Annotated in this window: 19 protein-coding genes; 2 read left to right on the top strand and 17 right to left on the bottom strand. The window is 42.4% G+C overall.

The window, feature by feature from the left end; all coding sequences use genetic code 11:
* Window positions 1–78: 78 nt before the first annotated feature.
* Genes D4N35_RS10105 through D4N35_RS10095 form a run of 3 tightly spaced genes read right to left on the bottom strand, consistent with a single transcriptional unit; the run spans window position 79 to window position 3,975 of the window.
* Window positions 79–1,050 (bottom strand): 5-oxoprolinase subunit C family protein, encoded by a 972-nt coding sequence (locus D4N35_RS10105; RefSeq protein ID WP_120073112.1) that lies wholly within the window; start codon window positions 1,048–1,050, stop codon window positions 79–81.
* Window positions 1,047–1,937 (bottom strand): 5-oxoprolinase subunit B family protein, encoded by an 891-nt coding sequence (locus tag D4N35_RS10100; RefSeq protein ID WP_120073110.1) that lies wholly within the window; start codon window positions 1,935–1,937, stop codon window positions 1,047–1,049. The genes D4N35_RS10105 and D4N35_RS10100 overlap by 4 nt, the downstream gene beginning before the upstream one ends.
* Window positions 1,921–3,975 (bottom strand): sigma 54-interacting transcriptional regulator, encoded by a 2,055-nt coding sequence (locus tag D4N35_RS10095; RefSeq protein ID WP_120073108.1) that lies wholly within the window; start codon window positions 3,973–3,975, stop codon window positions 1,921–1,923. The genes D4N35_RS10100 and D4N35_RS10095 overlap by 17 nt, the downstream gene beginning before the upstream one ends.
* Window positions 3,976–4,824: 849 nt before the next feature.
* On the opposite strand from D4N35_RS10095, the gene D4N35_RS10090 reads away from it, so the two are divergent.
* A complete protein-coding gene (locus D4N35_RS10090) occupies window positions 4,825–5,880 on the top strand; it encodes a DUF1646 family protein (RefSeq protein ID WP_120073104.1) in 1,056 nt (351 codons plus the stop codon).
* Between the two features lie 304 nt (window positions 5,881–6,184).
* Here D4N35_RS10090 and D4N35_RS10085 read toward each other — a convergent pair whose 3' ends face one another.
* The 3 genes from D4N35_RS10085 to D4N35_RS10075 form a co-directional block, all read right to left on the bottom strand.
* Window positions 6,185–7,159 (bottom strand): hypothetical protein, encoded by a 975-nt coding sequence (locus D4N35_RS10085; RefSeq protein ID WP_120073101.1) that lies wholly within the window; start codon window positions 7,157–7,159, stop codon window positions 6,185–6,187.
* Window positions 7,160–7,354: 195 nt separating this feature from the next.
* Window positions 7,355–9,313 (bottom strand): TRAP transporter permease, encoded by a 1,959-nt coding sequence (locus D4N35_RS10080; protein WP_120073099.1) that lies wholly within the window; start codon window positions 9,311–9,313, stop codon window positions 7,355–7,357.
* Window positions 9,314–9,394: 81 nt separating this feature from the next.
* Window positions 9,395–10,429: a TAXI family TRAP transporter solute-binding subunit gene (locus tag D4N35_RS10075; RefSeq protein ID WP_120073097.1), complete on the bottom strand. Its 1,035-nt coding sequence runs from the start codon at window positions 10,427–10,429 to the stop codon at window positions 9,395–9,397.
* 380 nt (window positions 10,430–10,809) lie between these two features.
* Here D4N35_RS10075 and D4N35_RS10070 point away from each other — a divergent pair, with 380 nt between their 5' ends.
* Complete coding sequence (locus D4N35_RS10070; RefSeq protein ID WP_120073188.1) at window positions 10,810–11,871, top strand: permease; 1,062 nt, start codon at window positions 10,810–10,812, stop codon at window positions 11,869–11,871.
* Between the two features lie 177 nt (window positions 11,872–12,048).
* On the opposite strand, the gene D4N35_RS10065 is transcribed toward D4N35_RS10070, so the two are convergent.
* From D4N35_RS10065 to D4N35_RS18110, 11 genes are all read right to left on the bottom strand, one after another.
* Complete coding sequence (locus D4N35_RS10065) at window positions 12,049–12,828, bottom strand: SDR family NAD(P)-dependent oxidoreductase (protein ID WP_120073095.1); 780 nt, start codon at window positions 12,826–12,828, stop codon at window positions 12,049–12,051.
* Between the two features lie 75 nt (window positions 12,829–12,903).
* Entirely contained in the window at window positions 12,904–13,701 is a 798-nt protein-coding gene (locus tag D4N35_RS10060) for an ABC transporter permease (protein ID WP_208646293.1), read from the bottom strand.
* Window positions 13,701–14,648 (bottom strand): ABC transporter permease, encoded by a 948-nt coding sequence (locus D4N35_RS10055; RefSeq protein WP_120073093.1) that lies wholly within the window; start codon window positions 14,646–14,648, stop codon window positions 13,701–13,703. The genes D4N35_RS10060 and D4N35_RS10055 overlap by 1 nt, the downstream gene beginning before the upstream one ends.
* Entirely contained in the window at window positions 14,612–15,709 is a 1,098-nt protein-coding gene (locus tag D4N35_RS10050; protein WP_120073091.1) for an ABC transporter ATP-binding protein, read from the bottom strand. Before D4N35_RS10050 ends, D4N35_RS10055 begins: the two co-directional genes overlap by 37 nt.
* A 26-nt stretch (window positions 15,710–15,735) precedes the next feature.
* The gene (locus D4N35_RS10045) at window positions 15,736–16,836 is read right to left on the bottom strand and encodes an ABC transporter substrate-binding protein (RefSeq protein ID WP_120073089.1); all 1,101 of its coding nucleotides are present in this window, start codon (window positions 16,834–16,836) and stop codon (window positions 15,736–15,738) included.
* A 3-nt stretch (window positions 16,837–16,839) separates the two neighbouring features.
* A complete protein-coding gene (locus tag D4N35_RS10040) occupies window positions 16,840–17,862 on the bottom strand; it encodes a TAXI family TRAP transporter solute-binding subunit (protein ID WP_120073087.1) in 1,023 nt (340 codons plus the stop codon).
* Window positions 17,863–18,078: 216 nt separating this feature from the next.
* The gene (locus D4N35_RS10035) at window positions 18,079–19,470 is read right to left on the bottom strand and encodes a sigma-54-dependent transcriptional regulator (protein ID WP_120073085.1); all 1,392 of its coding nucleotides are present in this window, start codon (window positions 19,468–19,470) and stop codon (window positions 18,079–18,081) included.
* Window positions 19,467–21,482, bottom strand: coding sequence for a transporter substrate-binding domain-containing protein (locus D4N35_RS10030; protein WP_120073083.1), 2,016 nt, complete (start codon window positions 21,480–21,482; stop codon window positions 19,467–19,469). The genes D4N35_RS10035 and D4N35_RS10030 overlap by 4 nt, the downstream gene beginning before the upstream one ends.
* A gap of 274 nt (window positions 21,483–21,756) precedes the next feature.
* Window positions 21,757–22,452, bottom strand: a complete 696-nt coding sequence (locus D4N35_RS10025; RefSeq protein ID WP_164876337.1) for a haloacid dehalogenase type II — start codon at window positions 22,450–22,452, stop codon at window positions 21,757–21,759.
* A gap of 121 nt (window positions 22,453–22,573) precedes the next feature.
* Window positions 22,574–23,293 (bottom strand): AraC family transcriptional regulator, encoded by a 720-nt coding sequence (locus D4N35_RS10020; protein WP_120073078.1) that lies wholly within the window; start codon window positions 23,291–23,293, stop codon window positions 22,574–22,576.
* Window positions 23,294–23,452: 159 nt separating this feature from the next.
* Window positions 23,453–24,144, bottom strand: a 692-nt coding sequence (locus D4N35_RS18110; protein ID WP_164876336.1) for a class I SAM-dependent methyltransferase, incomplete at its 5' end; no start/stop codon positions are given.

Raw genomic sequence — 24,144 nt, 5'->3', positions numbered from 1 at the left:
AATCGGTTTAAATTATTTCATTTTCCAATGGCTGCTTTATCCCTTGTGAGGGCATCACCACCTTTAAGCCATGAAGTTTCATATACTCGCTGCCACTTTTTCTATCAATCTCTCTTTCTCACGTCTGATCGAAATAGCCTGGTCCACTGTAATCGCCTGAAATCTGACCTTTGACAGCGGCCTCATTTGCGACAGCTTGCTGATATCTGACCATATGATGGTTCCTATTGTTACGAAACCTCCGCCCCCTGTGCCGTCGTTCAGCAAAATGATCACTTCTTCCTCATTTGGAACAATGACTGCACCGATAGGGTACGGAATATCGACGATATTTCCGGGGGTTCCTCCCGATCCGAATGTCGGTTCAATATCTGCATAACCGATATGGCCGCCTTTCATCCTGCACGCCGTCCGATTCGATTGGGGCTCAATGATCCAATGGCTGTTCAAGAAAGACACAAGCCCTTCATCCCTGATCAAATCACATGTGATTCCCAGTACAACATGTGCTGTTTCAGTTTTTCCAAATTCAGGGATTGCTTCCCGGATCAGTTCCTTTCCAATGTGCTGAGCGGCTCCGGGAAGCGGCTCAGAAAGAGGAATTCTATCGCCCGCCAGCAGAATTCTTCCGGTTATTCCAGGGAAGACACTGGCAAGGCATGTCGATTTGCTTCCCAACACTTCCGGAACATCGAGGCCGCCGGACACACACAAGTAGCTGAACAGCCCCTTTTTAATGTAATCGATTTCCAACAGGTCGCCTTTTTGAACTTCAAACACCGTCCACATCGGCTGCTGCTTGCCATTTAAAAAAAACTGTACAGGTGCTCCAGTGATGACGGCAGTCGTTTTTTTATGAAATTCAATTTTTGCACCCTTTACCATCATTTCGAGTGCAGCTGCATGACGCGGATTCCCGAGAAGGAGATTCCCGAACATGAAAGAGAATTTATCCGCTGCCCCAGCCGGCGGAACTCCCTGATGGTAATAGCCCGTCCTTCCCATATCCTGAATCGTTGTGCGGATGCCTGGTTCTATAAGCTCAATCATCGGTCGAACTCCTCTTTCAGTTTCTTTATATACCCTGCTCCCTGCTCGTCATATTCCGCGGCCGAAAAGGATACAGGCTTCACTTTGTATTCGTACGTCCCGTTGATGACCTGTTCGCGGATGTTTTGATATTCCGCTTTTGAAACGGGCTTATATTTCCAGAGATCTCCCGGCTTGGCAAGGACGTAGCTCTCTTTGAATGGAGCGAACCTTTGATAGACATCATACACAGGAACCGCAGACATCCCTATCAGCTGGTAGCTTCCGGGAGAGTCTGACGGATATACGACGGTAAAGACGCCTCCGAGACTGACCGCCCTTTCAGGTGTGAACGGCCTGGGACTCTTATATTTTGGCACTTCAATCATGTCGGCCTCCGAACCAGTCAACGGAAAACACCAGGCTGTCCCTGGCTTAAATCCAATAGCTGTCACCAAATACAGAGGATCGGAATGGCGCCGGATGACTTCTTCCCTGCTTTTAAACCCGCCAAGCTTCATGACGTAGTCAAAATTGGATTCCTTGCTTCCCCCATGATGTTTGGAGTATTGCAAAGAAATTTTCCTTGTTTCCTCATCATCGTAAAGGACAGGGATTTCGATAATTTTCGCGTCCACATTCAAGCTTTCTTCCTCGTTTTTCATCCTGTCGACATTACGTAAATAATCCAATAAATGATGGGGCGATATTACGTTCGGGTCATATCTCACTAGATAAGATGTATTGTTCGGATAAATCTCGATGATACCCGGAATGTTTCTTCTGCTTAATTCTTTTGTGATCGATAAGGCTTTTAACGTGCTTTCAATCTTCATTTCCCGGGAAATTTCGCCAAAAATATACTCATCTCCACAAAAATCGAACTTTGTCTCAGAAAAGAAGATCATGAGCAGCACCTCCCGAACCAAGGCCATCATTGAATCTTTTCATCCGTCTGCTGACGGTTGAAATACTGACTTCGAGCGCTTTTGCAGCCTCCGTTGCAGTGCCGTATTTTTCCACGGCCAGCTCGATCAGCTGCTTTTCCGTCTCTTCGACCGCCTTCTTCAATGGAATGATCCCTTTGATCGTCAAAAAGCCCTGTTCCATTGAATCGGTCTCCCATAACACCCGGTAGACATCCTTTTCCGAAATTTCCTCTCCCCTGGAAACGACTATCAATCTTTCAATGACATTTTTCAATTCTCTTATATTGCCCGGCCACTGATAGCTTTCAAGCAGATTCAGCGCATTGGTCGAAATTTTTTTCTCATAACCGTTACGCTCATTCAGTTCTTCCAGGAAGTTTACTGCTAATGGTGAAATGTCATCTTTTCTGTTGCGCAGAGCCGGAATTTGGATCGGCACGACATGAAGGCGGTAATACAAATCTTCACGGAATTCTTTTCGCTGAACCATTTGCCGCAAGTTTTTATTTGTTGCCGCAATGACTCTTACATTGATTTTTACCGGCACGGTGGACCCGACGCGGATGACTTCTCTCTCCTGAAGGACGCGGAGAAGCTTTACCTGCAGTGCATAGGGAAGTTCGGACACTTCATCCAGAAAGACTGTTCCATCATGCCCCTGCTCAAAAAGCCCGACCCTTTTCGAATCTGCCCCTGTAAATGCTCCTTTTTCATGTCCGAACAATTCGCTTTCAATCAAATGTTCCGGAATGGCTCCACAATTGATGGCTACAAATGAGCCGGAAGCACGATTGCTCAATTGATGGATCCTGCGGGCAATCACTTCTTTTCCCACACCAGATTCGCCTGTGATTAAAACGGTTGAATCAAGCGGTGCAACCGATTCCACCTCTTCCATGAGGGCGGCCATTTCGGAAGACCTGTAAATGACCGCTTCATTATGAACTTCAGCGGCTTCAGATGTGATGAAAGATTTTTTTTCTGTTGACACATCCTTGGACAATACGATGATTCTTTTAATCTTTCCTTCTTCCATGACAGGGGTTGCCGTGGAAAGCACTGTTCCATTTCTACCCTCTTGGGACAGCATGACCCTGCCGTTCTTCTCTATGCAGGCTGAAATGATGTTTGGAGTGAAAATGCCGCTTCTTTCCAGTTCGGCTGCATTTCTCCCAATCAGCTCCTCGCGTTCGATACCGCCCCAAAAATTGCTGAAGAATGCCCCTGCAATCCTGGTGATCGTCCCATTTGAATCCGCAACTAAAATCTGCTCATTGGACAATGAATAAATCGCTTGGAGATCCTCATTCATCTCCCGTACGAAATCTATTTCATGCACAGCCTCTTCCAGTTGATCCTTCAAATAAAAGTTATGGATGATACCGGTTATTTTGCCGTTTTCATAAATGGGGGAAAATTGTCCGGATATGACTTTGAAATTGAAAGTGTTTTCTATCCCGAACCATTTTTGGCCCCTGAGCACTTCATCGAGCGACGCCTCGATCCGGATCAACTTCCGATAATCCCGCCCCTGGATGATCGACTTTTTCATCCCTAAAATCTGCTCCGCCTTTTCATTCATGAAGATGACATGAAAGGACGGGTCCATCGCGACGATGCCCATTTCAGCATTGTTAAGAGCGTCATTAAAGCTTTTTAATTGAACCTCGCTCAAATACCGGTTCAACCTCTCCATAAACATGTAGCCTGTCGGCCTGTTTGATGAATCCGCTCCGATAACCACTGCACAGTTATGAATATACTTGGCAACATCTTCCTCGTGGACGAACAAAAAGTCCCTTTCCACAACAATCTCGCTGTTTGGAGCGCCTCCTTCACCCATTAATTGATCCAAAAGGGATGAAGCGGTAACATAGCCGACAATCCCTTCGTCTTCCTGAACAAAACCTATTTCTGCCTCCTTTTCTTTCAGAAGTGCAAAAACCTCTTTCACCGTCATATCAGAATTAACGAAAAGCCTGATAGGTTGCAGTACACCTTTCCAATCCCAGTGCATGTGTGTTCCTCCGATTCTCGCATTCTTTCAATTCTGACGGCATGCTTTATATCTTTTCAATATTGCAAGATGCATGCCAATCCCATAAATCATCATTTCCCCACAAAAAGACAACGTTTTCATATTTTCAAATATAATTTGTGTCCTTTCTATTTTGCATGATTGCAAATAACTTTTCAAATGTGCAAAAATAAGAATCCGCATATTGGCAACTAACATAAAGTTAATGCGATAAGGAATACTTCAGGAAATCACTTTGCTCATCATTCGTTTTTGCGGGAATTTGTTTTGTTTTGTTTTGTTTTAATACAACGATGCAATAAAGGTGGATACGAAAATTAAGACATAAAAATAAATAGGGAGCAGGATTTAAAAGGTGAGTGTCATGTCAGGTGAACAAAAAAGAACATCCCTGGAAAATGCGCTGTACATATTGAAGCTCTTTTCCATGGATGAGCCGGCATTGAGTGTCACGGACATGTCGTAAGCTATAAAAAAGGCCCGAGATTGAAAAAGTGATCCCATATGATAGAAAGTCATGGAAAACTATATCTCCATTGCAAAAAACTCTAACCCTATTAAAATTGGATGGCTTTATGTTATTGATTACTGAAATCAAAAAAACATTGCAAATATCCAATCGCCCATGCTATAGTAATGCTGATGATGAAAATCGAATAATCAATTTGCTATTGGAGGAGTCTGTCACCAAGGGACAAGTGTGTCCTGAGGTAACAGGCTCCTTTTTCGTTTGCACTGGGCTGGGCATTTGTGGGAATGAAGCTTGTTCGCATTTTCATCTCACGGAAAATTGGCAATTGAAAAAATGAAAATAAGGAGGAAATGTCTATGATTATAGGTTTAACGATCATTTTACTGCTTGTTTTATTTTTACCGTTTACTAAACCGGTGGAAAAGAACCTGGAAATATTTCTGTTCATCATGGGACTGCTGGCAGTGTTTGTCAGCCAGGTATGGAGTGCGGATTTATTAAAAGAAGCACTGGTGCATCCGATAAACATTACATTGGCTGTCTTGTTTGCAGGTTTATTATTCCGCTGGCTTCAAGCTCCGTTGGAAAAAGTAATCCTCGGTATCAGCAAAGCTATGCCATATCAGTTGTTCATTGCATTATTTGTCATCATTCTTGGTCTCGTTTCCAGTGTGATTACGGCTATCATCGCTGCCATCATTCTTGTGGCTGTGATCAGTGTGCTGCAGATGGACCGCAAATCGGAAATCCGCCTGGTTGTATTGGCAAGCTATGCAATTGGTCTTGGGGCGGCTTTGACTCCGATTGGCGAACCGCTGTCGACGATTGTTGTCAGCAAGCTGAATGAAGACTTTTTCTACTTACTGCGTCTGTTGGGCATATATGTGATCCCGGGAGTCATCATATTTGGCATTCTGTCTGCTTTGGCAATCAAACCGAAAAAACATGATGATTTTTCCGCCGTAACAGCTGACAATGGCAATGGAGAAAATGATCAACCTTTCAAGGTCGCGGAAACGGAATCGTATGGAGAAATCATTTTCCGCAGTTTTAAAATCTACCTGTTCGTAATGGCATTGACATTCCTTGGTGCCGGGTTCCAGCCTTTCATCGAGAGATTCTTGCTTGACCTGAATCCACTTATACTATATTGGATCAATATGCTCTCTGCCGTTCTAGATAACGCAACACTGGCCGCCGCGGAAGTAAGTCCGCTCATGCAAGAGGAAACGATTCGCGACTTACTGCTTGGTTTGCTGATAAGCGGAGGAATGCTGATTCCGGGTAATATTCCGAATATCATCGCAGCTGGCAAACTAAAAATTACCAGCTTGGAATATGCACGGTTCGCTTTTCCGATCGGATTGATTTTTATGGTCATCTGTTTTGTCATCATCTTAATTGCAGGCTGATAACGTACAGGACTAGTTTCATGGTTTATTCTTTTGAATAATGGATGCTTTTCATTATTTGGTTCGTGAGTGATAATGCCCGCGTAAAATGCCGGAAAGTTGACGGGATTACCCTGCCCTCTATTTGGCGGATATAATAACATACCATATTCCATGGAAAAAATAACAAAGGACTCCCCTAAAACATGATAATGTCGTTGTTTTAGGAGAGTCTTACTTATTTACTCAAGTTTCGATATAAAAGAATACGTTAACCCCTTGCCACACTAGGGTTTGGATTGAAATATTACCTGGTATTGTATTATTACAAAACAGAGCCGTTTGCTTTCATTTTATTTTTTCGCCTTTTCCTCCATTCCAAATAAAGAATAAAAACAATAATGAGGATTGGAAATCCATAAAAAATTGACCGAATTGTTGTGGCGCTGCTGATTATTTCAAGAAATGACAGTCGTTGGATAAATACTTGATATGGATTTTGTTTTAAATATGAAACAGAGATGGGATCGTCATACTTATATTTGTTGAATGTTCGAAGCGACACTTCCTTTGTAACTTCAATATACTCCTTATTTTCATCAAAATAGGCCAGTGTCAGGTAATATCGTGAATCATCAAGATAATCATGCGAAATGCGATAATCAACTGACTGATCCGTGATCTCAGCTTCAGTTGCCACTTTCCCAAATGGTTTTACCTTATGATATAAATTCAGCGTATAAGAGGATGCGAAAACTAGGTATGCCAGTCCCAGGGTTATAATAATAAGTTTACTGAAACTAATTGCTTCATGTTTAAAAATAGGCAGTTCAAAAAATTTATCAATTAACATCGAAATAAATGTTCGTAAAGATTTTATATGACAGAGCCACCATAAAATAATACCAACCATAAAAAATATGCCGAGTACTGTAAATAATAGATAAAAGAAGCCATCGTGGAGCATATCGAGGACAGTATGGAATTGTCTTCCATTAACTGTATATCCGGAAATTTCCTCACCAAGATCAATCTTTTTCATCTGCCTGTTCGTTACACGCGCCTCAGTCGTTGTCGCTTCTGGATTCGATTTTCCTTCATACATGAGCACTTCTGCAAAATATGCAGGGGATGAATAAAGTCCTTTCTCAGCACGTTTTGAAACAATGATTCCCTTGGCTTTGTTCGCATCAAATACACTATAGCTGTCCCGATAATCATCTACGATTGACGCCGTGCATGAGGACAACACACCAAATGCAATTATGGATACGATTAAATGGATTATTTTATCTCCCATCGGACACATCACCTTCTAAATTTGATTGTAAAGACTTAACTAAGAGGTGTCCATATAACTCTTGACCAGAATGTATGAAGCCCCGATATAATTCAAGGTGTTACCTTCCAATAGCAGGCAGTTGCCCAATACACTTTAATTGAAAAATCCTCCACCAATAATAGTTGGAGGAGGATTTCAATCAAGTTGGAACGATCACATCGTTACTTGTGTATTCATATGGCCGCTGTCTTCTTTACGCTGTTTTTGGATAAACCAAATGCCAACCAGGATAGCCGCGCCGACAAAGTCGCTTATCGTTTCGGGGAAAATCATCATGAGCCCGCCGGCAAAAAGGGCAATCCGCTCCCACATGAATGAATTTCGGGCGTAAAACCCAACGACTGCACTGCTGACACCTGCCATGCCGATCAGGGAGGTTACGATCGCAAAAATAAGAGCCAAAGGCGTTACATCCACCAGAACCAAAATTGGATTGTAAATAAAAATGTACGGAACGATGAAAGCCGCTATGGCAAGTTTTACTGCGATAACACCTGTCTTGAACGGATTGGCCCGGGCAATTCCCGCCCCCGCATAAGCTGCCAAGCAAACAGGCGGAGTGATATCCGCTACAATTCCAAAATAGAAAACAAACATATGAACTGCAATCGGCGCCAGGCCAAACTCATTGATAAGCGCAGGGGCTGCAACTGTTGCTGTTACCACATAGTTCGCCGTAGTCGGCAGACCCATTCCAAGGATGAGACAGGCGATCATTGTAAAAATAAGTGCCAATATCAGGTAGCCGCCGGACAAAGCGATAATCCCGGAAGCAAACTTCGCCCCCAGCCCTGTAATACTGACAACCCCGGCGATGATCCCGGCAGTGGCTACCGCGGCGATAACAGGAAGTGCCACTCTTGCCCCTTGCTCCAACACATCGATAAGTTGCCTAAAGGACAAACGGGTGTCCTTTCTGACCAGGCTTACAATAAATACCGAAACAATCCCCAATAGCGCAGCACGCTGTGGAGTGAACCCTGAAAGGATTGTACCAATCATTATGACGACAGGAAGAAGCATGAAGCCGTTCTTCAGCATCAGGTCCTTGAAAACAGGAAGCTGGGCTTTGGGCAGGCCGAAAATTCCCAGCCTTTTTGCTTCATAATGGGTGCCGATAAAGATTCCCGTAAAATATAAAACAGCAGGGATAGCGGCAGCCAACATGATAGTAGAGTATGGCACCCCTAAATATTCCATCATAATAAAAGCGGCTGCTCCCATGATCGGCGGCATAATTTGGCCACCTGTTGAAGCGGAGGCTTCTGTGGCTCCCGCAAATTCCGGCCTGAATCCGGACTTTTTCATCATCGGAATGGTGAACGACCCTGAAGCGACCGTATTTCCTACGGAACTTCCCGAAACCATGCCTTGCAACGCGCTCGCAACAACTGCCGTCTTTGCCGTACCTCCAGTAAAACGCCCAGTGAGTGAAAAGGCCAAGTCATTGAAAAACTGTCCAATTTTCGTGTGAACAAGCATGACACCAAAAAACAGGAACAGAAATATAAATTTAGCGGAAATCTGGACTGGCGTGCCGAAGACGCCACTTTCCTGATACCAGAGGTTCGGAGCGATCCTGTCAACAGAAAAACCGGGATGCGACAAGATAGTCGTTGGGATATGCTTTCCAAAAATGGCGTATACGATCGTGATGCTCGCCACAACAACAATCGGAACCCCTACTGTTCTGCGGGTCGCTTCTAAAACGAGCAGGATCCCTACGATGGATATGATGATATCAATCGTGCTATATCCAGTGATCCTGCTTTTAAGGATCGAGTCAAAGAAGAAAATTTTATGGTAGGTTACGTACATCGCGGTGAAGGCCAGTACGACATCATACCAGGGAACTTTCTTTTGGATTTTATACCATCCTTTTTTCGCCGGAAAAAGCAAAAAAATAATTCCTAAAGCTGTGCCGAGATGGATCGCCCCCTGCTTTTGAGAGGGCAATGTTCCAAAATAACCCGTATATAAATGGAATACCGTCAAGGAGACTCCTAAAAGCGTAACGACCCATGCCCATTTTCCGATTGAAGTCCTGAACTGATTCTCTCTGTCATACTTCTCAAGTATTTCCTGTGCATCCAGATGTTCTTTCTCCTTCATATAGACACCTCTCTTCGAGTCTTCCGTTTAAAGAGGAGAAAGGGATGACGGCCTGTACAATCATCCCTTTCTCCATCATTTTTATTTCAGGTCATCCAAACTCTTGATTCCTGTTTTTTCACGCGTAACGATTTGGATTACTTCCGGGTATATGTGACCGATAAATGCCGCATTCTTTACTTCAGCACCTTCAAAATCCCCTTCGCCATTAAGAGCAGCAAGCGCCGGCACGTGAACGGACATTCCGAGGTCCATGTTGCCATCCCGGATACTTGCAAGGTTTTCAATGGAAGCCCCGGTTTCTGTGTTCGTTACGTTAACGCCGTCAATATGCTTATTCCAAATATTGGCCATTTCTCCCCCAAGCGGATAATAAGTTCCGCCCTGGCTTCCCGTACCAAGGATCAACTCACTTTTTCGATCTTTCTTATCAGCCTTAAGTTCTGCTACGGGATTATCGACAGTAAGGCCCTGCTCTTCATAATATTTTTTAGCACCTGGATGGATAGGAAGCCCTTCCGCTCCATTCAATGCATTTTCAAGTGTCATTTGTTTTGCTTGGTCATGCGTGTTTTCGCTCGCATTTTCAATCATGATCTTGGCAAGTTCATATCCAAGTTCTTCATCGATTGTATCCGTGTTCCCCATCAAAACAGCGTACGCGGTGACTGTCTCGACGTCGGAATCAAGAAAATCATACGTATCTTGCGGGATCGTATAGCGTTTATATCCACTGTTTTCTTCGATATGCTTAATAGCTTCATCTGAAAGCCCTAGCATTTTCACATCGCCCGCAGAAGCCTGTAAGCTCTCAATGCTTCCGGCCGGCAAGCCAAGTACCCCTATAGAAACTTCAATATTCCCATCTTGGACACCGTCAGCGGCATCTCCAAAACCTTCCTGATAGTCCTCATAATCCCCTTCTTCAATACCGTAAGCATCCAAGATCAGCTTTGAAACTGAATTCGTTTCACTCGCCGGCGGGCCGATTGCTATTTTTTTCTTTCCTCCACTGCCACCGCCGCCATCTCCGCTTGTTCCGCCGCTGCATGCCGCGAGCACAGAAGCGAACAAAAATAAGACCGCCATGAAGGCAAACTTTTTTCGTATAAACATCCATATTCCCCCTTCAAACAACTTTATATATTTCCAATCAATTGATACCGCTTTCAAGTTATTCATAAAAAAGATAATTTATGTACTTTTATAGTTTGAATGTTAACTATCTTGAGTTATAGAAAGTTTTATTAGAATATAGTATATCAAAAGTATATTCACACTTCAATAAAATATTCAGAAATTTTACTTTAGTTATTAAACTTTAAATTTAAGAAAAGCGCAAGCGACTTAGAAAGTTTTGGGGGGTCTCATTAATTTGTTAATAGTTACAATACGGCCAATTAACATGTTGCAAATTATTAGAATTGGTTATACAATTGATAAGAATATGTAATATCATTTGTAGAAAAGAGGCGATTCCTGTGGAAGGACAGACGATGTTAAACAAATCAGCCACAGTCAACCATTCCCGGTTGTTATGGGGCGTTGTTGTTTTTTTCGTTGTAGCGGCGATTGGTTTGTACTGGTCCAAATGGAACCCTTATTATCACAAGGCATTTACCGCCGCAAACGAGCACAGTATCGGTGCCTCGATTATTTCCGGGGAAGCGGCAACAGCAGCCGCCCCTTCATGGCATACTGCATGGGAATATTGCCTCGTTTATTTTAAAGCGATTTGGAAAGCCTTCATCGTAGGCATTATTTTGGCTTCGCTGGTACAAGTTTTGGTGCCCCGCGACTGGATTCGGCGTGTATTGGGCAAAACTTCTTACGGCAGTACACTAATAGCGGGCTTATCCTCCCTTCCAGGCATGATGTGTACATGTTGTGCCGCTCCAGTGGTAGTTGGACTTCGCAACCAGTCTAGTTCGGTCGGTGCTGCTGTCGCGTTTTGGTTCGGTAATACAGCATTAAATCCTGCCGTACTGATTTTTATGTTTTTTGTTCTGGGGTGGAAGTTTACCGTCTTGCGTCTATTGTTCGGAATTATTTTGGTGTTTGGCGTTAGCTATCTAGCCAATCGTTTTGTCAAGGAAAATGCAAATGCGGCGGCATTCGACAAAAATGTCGTGGAACCACTTCCCGTTCAGGAAGGTAGCTTATGGACACGTTGGGTGAAAAGCCTGGGAACAATGTCTGTTAGCTTGATCCCTGCATACATTTTAACCGTTTTGACTCTTGGCGCTTTTCGGGCCTGGTTGTTTCCCGCCATTGGCGACCAGTGGGGCAACAGCCTATTGGTGATTATCGGCTTTGCAATAGTTGGAACATTATTTGTCATCCCCACAGCGGCGGAAATACCGATTATTCAAACCATGATGTCTTTTGGTCTTGGCGGCGGCCCGGCAGCCGCGCTACTGATAACTCTGCCTGTGATCAGCCTTCCTTCCATGCTGATGGTCGGACGCAGCTTAACTTGGCGTGTTATTGCTTTTCTTGCTGCCAGCGTTGCTGTAGTAGGAGTTATTGCAGGGTTAATCGGACGGTTCGTTTTATAAAAAAGTATAAGAACGGTCTGAAGGGGCTGTCCAGAAAGTCATTTTTTTGACTTTTGGACACCCCCTTTCATGTTCTAAAACCTTGATATATCAGCATTTTTAAAGTATTAGGGGATTTCCACTTTTCGGACAGCCCCCTTTTGAATATAGAATTAGTACTTAACCTAATCATCTTTCCTATAAAACGCCCGATTTTCCGCCATCGATATTAACAGCCGTTCCCGTTACATAAGAAGCCGCTTCTGAAACTAAAAATGTTATGACCTTTGCAGCTTCCTCCGCTTTCCCTATTCTTCCGAGTGGGATTTGGTGACGCGGGTCTTTTTCATATTGTTCCCAGTTAAGTTCCGGTGCTTCCCTTTTCCACCTTTTCTCAATTTGATGACTTCTGATCAATCCAATACATACCGTGTTTACCCGTATGTTATCTTCTCCAAGGTCTTTGCTCATAGCTTTCGTAAGTGCCAGGCCTGCAGCCCGGCTCACGCTGGTTGGCAAAGAAGATTCAGGCGGCGTTTTTCCAATGGCTGCCGTCACATTAATGATGGACCCTCCGCTTTTTTTCATATAAGGGACGGCTTGCCGTGAACAGTGGATTGCGCCAAACAGCTTTAAATCAAGATCCTGCTGCCAACTCTTAGGCTCCACGTGTTCGAACGGTGCAGCAGAGGAAGTACCGGCATTATTCACCAAAATATCCAACTTACCAAAATGTTTGACTGTTTGTTTCACTATCCGCTTACAATCTTCTTGTTTTGTAACATCCGCTTGGATAGGCAGCACTTCGGTCCCCGTTTCCTTTCTGATAAAATTTGCAGATGCTTCCAAATGTTTCTCATTTCTTGCACAAATGGAAACCTTCACCCCTTCGTATGCTAACTGCAATGCTGTTTCCAATCCTATGCCTTTGCTTCCTCCCGTTATTAACGCGACCTTTCCCTTTAATCCGAGGTCCATTGAAGAAAACTCCTTTCACGTTTATATAAAGAACGGTTCTTCCGTTGAAAGGAAGAACCTAAGTCTCTCTTCACCTTATGAATGAGTGCCGCCGAAAACTTTTCCAACTCCATGTATTTTTTCAATGATCAATATCAGAATCACTGAGATGAAAATAACTACACTGGAAACAGACGCTACGATTGGATTGTATGCATCCTGCATGTGTGAAAAAATCTCGATTGGCAAAGTTCGCATGTCTGGTGAAACCATAAATAAAGATACGGTTACGTTATCAAAAGATGTCAGGAATGCAAATAATCCTCCTGAAATAATCGCAGGGCGGATAAGCGGCAAGGTGATTTTCCAGAAAACAGTAAAGGGATTTGCCCCCAAAATGGCCGCAGCCCGCTCGAGATTGTATTCGAATCCACTTAGCCCCGTCAGCACAAGCCTGATGACATAAGGGATACAAATGATGATATGGGATATCAAAAACCCTGTCGGTGTCCCCGCCAGCATCATCGGAGTAAAATAAATAAGCAGTGCAATCCCGAGTACAAGCTGAGGCACACTTAATGGCGCAGTCAGAAGTGCTGTGATAAAAGCCTTTCCGGGTATCTCGTACTTGGCAATGGCAAGTGCGCCGAGCGTACCGAACAGGACTGAAAAAAAGGCAGCCAACAGGGCAAACTGAAAACTGTTTGCCATCGCTTCAATAAACTCAGGCCTTTCCCAAATCTTTGTATACCACTGGAAAGAAAATCCCTCCGGCGGAAAGCTTGGATAACTGGCGCTCGTAAAGGAAGCGGGTATCACAACAATTAACGGGATCAGTATATAGATAATCGCCAATATTGCCACTCCCGTGCGAAGTTTTCCGATCATATTCATTACCGGAACACCTCCCTGAACTTGCTGACTTCAAAACCACGTGAAAATAACGTAACTGTAATTAGGGTCGTTGCCAAAAGAACATAAGATATGGCGGAACCAAACGTCCAGCGAAGCAAATTATTGATCTGGTCATACGCCACCACCGGCATTACAGGTACATTCGCGCCGCCCATCAAAGCCGGCGTTACATATGCGCTCATGGATAGACTGAATACAAGTACGCATCCGGACACAATCCCCGGAAGACTCAGCGGCAAAGTGATGGAAAAAAAGCTGCGAAGCGGACTTGCTCCCAGGATAGAGCCTGCTTTTTCCAATGAAGGATCAATATTATAAAGGCTTGTCGCAATCGATAAAATCATAAAGGGCAAGTAGGCATTAGAAAGCCCTATCACAACTCCCAGTTCTGAAAACAGGAGTTTAAGCGGTGCTTTAATAATTCCTAAAGTCATCAGCATTTCATTGATTGTACCGTTGGGCAATAATAGGAGATACCAGCCAAAGTTCCGGACCACTATACTGACCAATAGCGGCGAGACAACGAGCAAAGCGATGAACCCGCGGACTTTCGGCGAGCTTTTCGCCATCATCAATGCAACCGGATATCCCAAAAGCAAGGATACTATAACAGTATACAGGCTTACTTTTACCGTCAGCCAAAGAGATGACATATAGTAACTGTCCGTAAAGAATTGTATATAGTTCTGCAGACTGAAGGCGGCACCTTCTCCTCCTATACTGTCTGTGGTGATAAAGCTCAAATAAAGAATATACAGCATAGGTACGACAAAAAAACCAAAAATAAACAAAAGGATTGGCAAAAGGAGGAGAACTCCCGGTGTCCAACTTTTTCTTTTTTTTCTTTTGGGCTCTTTTTGCTGTTTCGACTGACCAGAAGGGCGCTGTTCTATTTCTTGATTAACATCAAGTTTGCTGGGCTCCATCCGACAAACACCTCACTTCCTGCCTGCCAAGCAGAATCAAAGGCAGCCGTATTAATTTGCAATGGCTTGCCCATTAGCGATACATCTAATTCCCATGTTGTACCCAGATAGTTTATTTGGGTTATTTCCGCTTTATGGACATTAAGGGAAGGATCAAAAGAATCTTGTGACGACCCGACTTGGATTTTTTCCGGCCGGATATAGAGCCTTACCTCATCGCCAGGCTTGCAAGTCTTGTCATCGCCCATGATATTATCGACATCAACCTTTGTTATTTGTTCTCCCATTTTTACTGTGATTTTTTGATTGTCTATCGAAACTACCTTTCCATCAAAACTATTGGATTTCCCAATGAACCGGAAGACAAATTCCGTTTTCGGATGATTATAGATGGATGTCGGTGAACTGATTTGTTCAATTTTCCCTGCATTCATGACTACCACTCTGTCTGACATTGAAAGAGCTTCTTCCTGATCATGTGTTACGAAAATAGTCGTAACTCCGATTTCATTTTGCAAGCGTTTGATCTCGGCACGCAGTTCATGGCGCAATTTTGCATCCAAGTTGGAAAGGGGCTCATCCAGCAAGAGAAGTTCGGGCTCTACTACAAGTGCGCGGGCAATGGCAACGCGCTGGCGCTGCCCCCCGGATAATTCCCGGGGGTAACGGTCTTCGAGGCCAGACATTTTTACAAGTTCAAGGGCTTGCGAAATTTTCTCTTTCTTTTTTGATTTTTCAACTTTGCGCAGTTTTAGACCGAAATCAAGATTGTCATAGACTGTCATATGAGGAAACAATGAATAGGTTTGGAACACCATGCCCAAATCACGCTTGTATGGCGGTACATTTGTGACTTTTTTACCTTTTATATAGACATCGCCTTCATCTGCATCCAGAAAGCCGGCGATAAGATTTAAGGTGGTTGACTTTCCGCAGCCGGAAGGCCCAAGCAGTGTGAGCAATTCCCCTTTTTTCACTTCAAGATTAATATTATCCAGTACAGTATTAGAACCAAATCTCTTAACAGCACCTTTAATCTCTACGTCATTTTTAGTTTGCATCAGCTGAGACTCCCTTCTTACGATGTTTATTTAAGAAGTTTTCCAAGTTCAGGAGTTACTTCTTTTGACCATCTATCCGTCCATTCAGCGCGAATTTCGGCAAATTTCGCAAAATCAGGCTTGAACGTTTTATCTGTTTCTTTAAGGCCTATGGATTCCTCATATTTTTCAGGAAGTTTCATGCCATTGACTACCGGATAGAATCCTTTGTCGGAAATTAATTCTTGTGATTCCTCACTAATTAAATAATTGATAAAATCAATTGCCTCCTTCTCACGAGGAGTGTTTTTTACTAAAGAGGCACTAAAGGCTTGAAGCGGCACTCCTTCTTTCGGCACTGCTATTTTAATCGGAACACCGGATAGGGCCAGTTCTCCCACAGCATAACTTCCCATAACCGTTACATCAGCCGCCCCCTGCTGGATTGCCGGCATCATTTGAGTGGAGTTTTTATAGAATGTGCTGGAATAGCCCGCAAGTTCTTTGGCTTTTTCCAATCCTGGTTCCATATTGTCCGTACTGCCTCCATTTGCCATGGCCAACGCGTTAAGAGTATTGAATCCCCAGTCATTATTGATATCAGAAAATGCAGTTTTCCCTTTATACTCAGGACGAATTAGATCGTTCCATGATTCAATCGGTTCCAGCCCGTTTTTTTCAAAAGTCTCGGTATTATAAGCCGGAGTAATTACAAGTCCAAAGACAGGAGCTGCTGCTTTATCCACTGCAATGAAATCGGGATTAATATTTTTCATATTAGGTACATTTGACTCATCAATAGTCTCTGACAGTCCTTTATCCAATGCCCGCTGAACATCGACCGGCACATAGATGGCTATGTCAATTTGGGGAGCATCTTTCTGTAATTCTACTTTTGACAAAATCTCACCAGAAAGTCCTGCAACATAATTAATTTTAATGCCAGTTTCTTTTTCATATTTAGGGGCAATGACATCACGTACAGTTCGTTCAATTACGCCCCCATTTCCCGCAACTGTTAATTCTTTAGCTCCACCTTTGCCCTTCGACTTCGCCCCTTCTCCCGGTTTTTGTGGAGTAGGTGCGGAAGCGCAGCCTGCAAGTGCGACTAACATCAATACAATAAATACAGTAAATAGCTTTCTCATTTTTTATTGGCCTCCTTGTTTACTTTCACTTTCAGTAGTTTCTTTTTTCTGAAAATACTTTTTGGCGCCAGGATGATAATCAACCGGAAATTCCACTTTCGCCTCTGCCACTGGGATGTCTTGAGCAGCCGAGTGAGTTTTTTGCAATTCAGGCAAATGAGTATCCAGACTGCTTACAAGTTGATAGGCCTGTTTCTCCGACAAATCTTTATGTGTCAAAAGAACATTTTTGACAGAAATCGTTTGTATACTTTCGTCCATGCCTTCATACGTGCCCAATGGTATCTCTTTGATTGTATAAATGCCAAACTCCTTATTTAGGTTGGACACCATGGCCTCAGGAATCGGAATAAGCGATATCGGCATCTGCGAAGCAAGCGTGGTAATCTCCGGATTGGGTAAGCCTGAAGAAAAGAATGCAGCATCAATTGTCCCATTCCTTAGTGCGTCTGCCGATTGCGTAAACGTGAGAAATTGTTTTTCCACTTTATTGCCGTCCAACCCAAAAATGGAAAGGGTCCGCTCTGCAGTGAGTTTTGTTCCGCTTCCATCCGGACCTACACTGATCCGCTTGCCTTCGAGATCTTTAAATGAAGTGATACCACTGTGCTTCAGGGTAACGATATGGATATAATTAGAATAAAGTTCAGTTAGCACCTTTAGGTTTTGAATAGAATCATCTTCTTCCATTTCACTGAGTACATCCACAGTAGCAAAACCAAGATCAGCCTCTTTCTTACTAATCAGCTCTATATTTTGGAAAGAAGCATTTGTCACCTGTGCGGCCGTAGCCACCCCATCGTGTTTTTCATAAATAGCGGCGATTGCCTGCCCAAGCGAATAGTAGACTCCTGACATATCTCCTGTAGCTATGACCAGAACATCCTTACCTTGGTTGGATGGATATTCCGAGAGCGGATGGACCAGAGCAGGAGAAGGAATTTCCTGCTTCTCTTCCACAGCTGTGCATCCTGCTAATATCAAGAATATAAACAGGAATCCTGTGAAGAGTAGTCGTTTTTCCATTGTAAGTCTCCTTCCTTGCAAAAAATTAATGCAATTTGTATGCCAACAGCTAAATGTAAGCACTTACAGCATATTTTTATTTTTTTCGATAAATAAAGCGGCAAAATTCGCCGGTAGACCGGCTATTTTTGCCGCTTTGTTGTTTTTTAAAGCCTTTTCGGAGATTTTGTCCATTAAAAGGTCGATTCATTAGTCTTTTCATTCTATAAAAAATTTTCATACTTCCACTTTATCTTTTTCTATACCGAATGATTTTATTTTATCCCTCAGACTTCTCTCAGAAATCTTTAGAGCCTGAGCTGTTTTTTGGCGATGCCATCCAAAATGATCGAGTGTTGCTGCAATGACTTTCTTTTCCACTTCCGACATTGGAACGCCTACAGGTACTTTCAGAAAATTTCCGTTGCCATCCATTTCAGATGAAGATAGGATTGGCTGCTGTTCCTGTACGTTCCTTGGTAAATCCGTATCATTAATCACGTCTCCGGAAGATAACGCAACTGCATACTCAATAATGTTTTCAAGTTCACGCACATTTCCAGGGTAGCTGTACTCTTGAAGGATGCGGCGGGCAGATGCAGATAACGATTTCTTTTCCAGGCTCATTTCCTGACAGTATTTTTCGATAAAATGGTTGATCAAAAGCGGCAAATCTTCTTTCCTGTCCCTTAATGCCGGCATGACAATAGGTATGACATTCAGCCTGAAGTACAAATCTTCCCTGAACTTCCCTTCCTTCACCATCTGTTCCAATTTTTTATTTGTAGCACAAACAATACGCACATCGAGTGATATTTTTGTATTCGATCCCAGCGGGGTAACCTCGCGCTCCTGTAAAACGCGCAGCAATTTCGCCTGGAGGGATAGCGGCATTTCACTCACTTCATCCAAAAACAGTGTCCCGCCATTAGCTGCTACCCATTTTCCTTCCTTTCTCTCTGTTGCCCCCGTAAAAGCTCCTTTTTCGTATCCGAACAGCTCCGACTCCAGTAACGTTTCCGGTATTGCTGCACAGTTTACAATTTGCAGCGGGCCATTTTTCCTTTTTCCGGAATTATGGATACTTCTGGCCACTAACTCTTTTCCTGTTCCGCTTTCACCTAAAATAAGAACATTTGAATCTATATTTTTTATGCGTTTAATCATGGAGAAGACATGACTCATCGCTTTGCTCTTGCCAATAAAATTCTCAAAGCCGATTCTCTGTTCCAATTCTTTATGAAGCGTCTCCAGCTTGGAAGACATTTTTGTAAATTCAACCGCTCTCATCAATAGAAGATAAAGCTCATCCATATTGATCGGCTTTTCAATATAGTAATACGCCCCCCTCTTGATTGCCTCAATGGAAGATTCTATCGAGGCATACGCAGTCATCATGATGACTGTAAGCGAAGGAGCTTCTTTTTTTATGTTCAATAAAACGTCCAACCCATTTACACTTCCAATGCGCATATCGAGCAAGACGATATCTATTGGCTCCTTCTTAACGATTTGAAGGCCTTTTTCGGGATCCGTAGTCGTTGTAATGCGATAATCATCCTCGAGTGCAAAGGTTAAGGACGCGCAAATCGCCTGCTCATCATCAATAACCAAAACATGCGGTTTCAACTTTTATCTCCTCCGGTTTCGTACAATGGTAATAAGATCGTAAACACCGTTCCCTGAGAAGGCTGGCTTTCTACATGAATATCTCCATTATTCTCTTTTATAAGGTTATAGGATAAGGTGAGTCCCAAGCCTACTCCTTTTTCCTTGCTTGTATAGAAAGGCTCGAAAATCCGCGTCAAATCTTCCTCATTGATTCCTTTTCCTGTATCACTGATAGTGATCTTCCCGTAATTCGCATCTTCCATTTCCATCCCAATGACGATCCTTTTTTCAGTAGACTCCTCTACCGCATCGATTGCATTTAATATCAGGTTGAGTATCACCTGGCGAATTTGTTGAGGGTCAATATAAAATACAAGTTTTTCGTCAATCGACTTTTCAAGAATAATCCCCTTTTTATCCACTGTGACCTGAAGAAACTTTATCAATGAGGCCAGTTCGGGTGCTGTATAACGCTGTTTATTAGAGGGTCGCGGACGTGCATATTCGACCAGATCGGTTACAATCGTATTGAGCCTGTTCACTTCCGCCGGAAGATGCTCAACAATCAAATCCCTGAATTCCGGCCGATCATATTTCTTTGGCAGCATATCTATAAACGTTTTTATGGATGTGAGCGGATTTCGGATTTCATGGGCCACACCGGCAACCAACTGTCCAAGGGCATGCAGCTTTTCTTGTGTAATCAGCTTTTGCTGAAGCTTCATTTTCTCCGTTTCATCATTCATTGCGAGAATATAACCAGTCAGTTTCATTTGGGAATCATACATCCGCAGTATGCGGTAGTAAATGACCTTCTTTTGGCCGTTTCTTCCTGTTTCAACTTCAATCGTTTCAGCTGTCTCTTCCTGCAGCGTATCTTTTACATCATATACCCGGAGAAGTTTGTTTAAAAGCGAGGAAGAATGCTGAATATCATTCAATTCACCATCAGCTTGGCTAAGGATGTCCAAAGCCCTAGAGTTCCAACTTTTAATCGTAAAATCAAGCCCGAATGTAACAATACCTGTATCAATATTATTTAATATCTGATCTTTAAAAACATTGCTATCGGCAATTTCTTGCCGCTGTTTTTTCAGATTCTCATTTAATAGCCTAAGTGCATGGGTCTGTTTACTGACAGCTTTTTTCAGCCTCTGGTTCCATATATAGATAATCAGAAGGACAAGGGCCACTACTGATAGTACGATGGAAAGAAAAAAAACAAATTGCTTTAACCTGATAATTTCCGCTTCAGATTTCGGCCTTAACCATCCATCGACCAACGGGTTCAATTCATCTCTCGCTTTTAAGGTCGTGAGTGTCTGATTTATTTGCCGAAGCAGATCTTCATTGCCTTTTTTTACAGCAATAGAATAGTCGGCAGGTTCAATAACTTCATCAAGGATAACAAAACCGTCTTCCTGTTCAATATGCTTCAGATAAAAACTGGCCGTCCATTTATTACCGATGAAAACATCTGCTTTTTCATTGACGAGAGTAAGGAGACCGGCATATTGGTTTGTCACAATTGTCAGATCTGTGTTTCGCATGTTTTGCAGAGTGGCGAGCACCGGCGAATTATTCTCAATTACGATATGGGAATCACGAATATCAGAGATTTTTTTGATGCTTTCTTTCTTCTCTTTTGGAATGATCAGGGAATATGACATCATAAAATATGGGTCAGAAAAATCAAACCAGCTTTCATTTTCCGCATTATAAGAAATCCCGGCGATTGCATCGATTTTTCCATCCTTCAGGGCTTTTTTTGCATCTTCTATACTCATCGGGATATATTCAAACTCCAGCCCATTCTCTTCCGATATTTTTTCCATTATATCAATGCTCATTCCGGCCAATGCCCTGTCTTCTTTCATATAGGAAAAAGGAGGAAGCGCCCATTCTCCGGCAATTTTATAGGTTTTTTTATCGGCAAATGCCGCGGGAGAGTATACGGATGTCCCTTGTATCAACAAAAAAAGGATAAACAAAAAAGAAATTTTGAAATATCTTTTTCCTATTTTCCCCACTCCCCTTTTCTATAAAATTACCCATTTACTAGTCTATAATACTAGATTGGCCAGCATGGCGAAAGCGGCAAAAAATAGGGTGATTCTGTCGGTATATGACAATCCCCCCGGCGATCAGAGTGAACCACGCAGGGGGGGCCATTTGAATTGAAAACTAAGTTGAATAGATATATAGAGGCAAAATCGACCATGTTGATATGGACGATTGAGGGGCCGCTCCAAGGGTAAAAAAAAGCGCCCCTAAAAGGGCACATAGTGTTTAGGAAAATTACAATCATACATTCGCATAGGAGTGGACCAATCCTTTTACCAGCAGAGCAAAGGTTGCCATATCTCCTACCAAGTAAGTTTCTTTCACATTGGCAGGACGTACTTCTCCATACCGATTAATCCAACAAGATTTAATGCCGAGCTCGGAAGCAGGAATCACATCATATTTAAAACCGAAACCTGCATGCAGGATTTCTGATTTATCAAGACCCAGTTTTTCAAGGGCTAAATGAAAACCGTCATGATTTGGTTTATAGGCACCTGCCTGTTCGGCAGTAACGATTGCGTCGAATTCAACACCCAGATGCTTGACTGTTTCATCGATAATGGCGTCATCCGTATTTGTAATGAGTGCAATCTTTGTATATTTCTTTAATTCTTTTAAAGCCTCTACAGTATCCGGGAATGGTTTCCAGCTCCCCATTGACTCTGAAAAGTTTATTACATCTTCCGTACTGAAAGGATACCCATAATCTCTGAACGCCATTGGTAAAGTATTTCTAAGAACCTCTTTATAAGGCCGGTATTTTTCCTGAATATACTCAAATTGAATGTTTTCCCAATGCCGCTGGAGGGCAACTACATCCGCATTGTTTATACCGTTCTTTAATAAAATACTTTTAAATACTTTCTGAATTTCACCCTCCCAATCAATTAAAGTTCCGAAGCAGTCAAAAGTTACAGCTTTTGGTGCAGTCATTAAAATTCCTCCTTGTCTTTTATAAGTTTTTTCCGCTGTGCGGTAAATACAGCAAAGACCTCTACACTTTTTAAGTATAGAGGCAAATGAAAGAGGCTTCTTTTCTATTTTCAAGGTGTTTTTAGCCATTTTTATGCTTTTGCCGATATTCCTTTGGAGTCATGTTAAAGTGATTGATAAATAATCTATTAAGCGAGCTTGCATGATTATAACCCACTTCCACTGCGATTTCCAAAATTGAAAAATCTGTCTCCTTAAGCAGTGTCTTTGCCTTCGCAAGTCGAAGCTGTTGGATATATTTGCTTGGCAGCATGCCAAACTTATCCTTGAACCACTCGGAATAATAAGATGGATGGAAGTTTTCAATCTCAGCAAGTTCCGTTAGTTCAATCTTATCGCAGTAATACTGATGTATATAATTTAGGGAGTCGTATTCATGGCTTTTTGGAAATAGAAAATCTGACGCATATTGTATTAATCTCTCTACTCTATAATCACTGCTGTCATTATCTTTCATTTCATCCAGCAGTAAAAAACGAATGGACTCCCACTTTTTATTTATCGGCAAATATTGGTCATGCAGGCCATATCCTTGAAATTTTACAGGGATTCTTGATTTAGGAATGTCTAATACAAAAATTTCATTCCTGTCATCTGCGTAAAAAGTATGTGTACTGGAAGGTGTTAAGAAAAATAGATGATCTGGTTTTAAGATAGTTTTCATTTTCTCTGTTTCAATATGCATAGAACCTTGGAGCGGCAATAGCAGTTGGAAATAATCATGGCTATGTGTGTTTTTGACATTTGAATAAGTTCTTTTTTCATAAATGATGCTATTCATTGATTTTTCATCACTCCTCCCTGTTCCATATACTTTTTTTAATAAGTTCAATCTATTGATGAAAAAACCCTTTTTTCTCTTTTTACATTTTAATGACACAATAATGGGATAAACTTATGTTTGATCATTCCTGGTCATAATCGACACCTTATTTGCACTTCAGCCTATTATTTTTTCAGCTGCATACGCTACACAACGCAGCTTTTCATTTTCATAATGATAATCGATATAATCCCCCGGATTTTCCGTATATCCGATCATTTCATTTTCAATCAAAGTAAATCCGCCGCTTGAAAGATTGTTTCTGAGAAAGCTTGATTGAAGATTTTCTGGGTGTCCATTGGGATAAAGCTCCCGCAGCCTTTTATAAGATTGGCCGTGCGCATCGTAAAAGGCAGTATAGCCGAAAATCTCGGTATCCCGCTTAAAATACGGAGCCAATTTTTCCAGCGGCAGCTCATTATTAAACAACGAAAAATCATTGAAAGATAAGACATCAATGACAACATCGATTGATTGATGCTTGAACGGCAGATCCAACTGGCTGTTCACAATATAAATGACGTTCAAATCAGGATTGAAGTGTTCAATCTTCCTTTTTAATTTCCTCAGCATCTCCACCGTATTTCCGCAAAACACGTAAAGTGCGCTCGGAGATAGGGAATATAGAAGCTTGGGCGGGAATACATATGTCTCTACATTTGTTTCCAATATCACTTTATTTGAATAATCATTCCGCCGCATTCGTTTATAAATCCATTGGTTCCCTTTTTCCAGCAAACTGATGAAGCTCGGCGTAATTTCTTCGATCATTTGCTGATCATATACCTGAATCCGTGACGTAGTTTGTT

The sequence above is a fragment of the Siminovitchia fortis genome, assembly GCF_003605365.2.
Classification (GTDB): domain Bacteria; phylum Bacillota; class Bacilli; order Bacillales; family Bacillaceae_C; genus Siminovitchia; species Siminovitchia fortis.
Note: the sequence above shows the minus strand (reverse complement) of the source record. Positions and strands in the feature narration are given on the sequence as shown.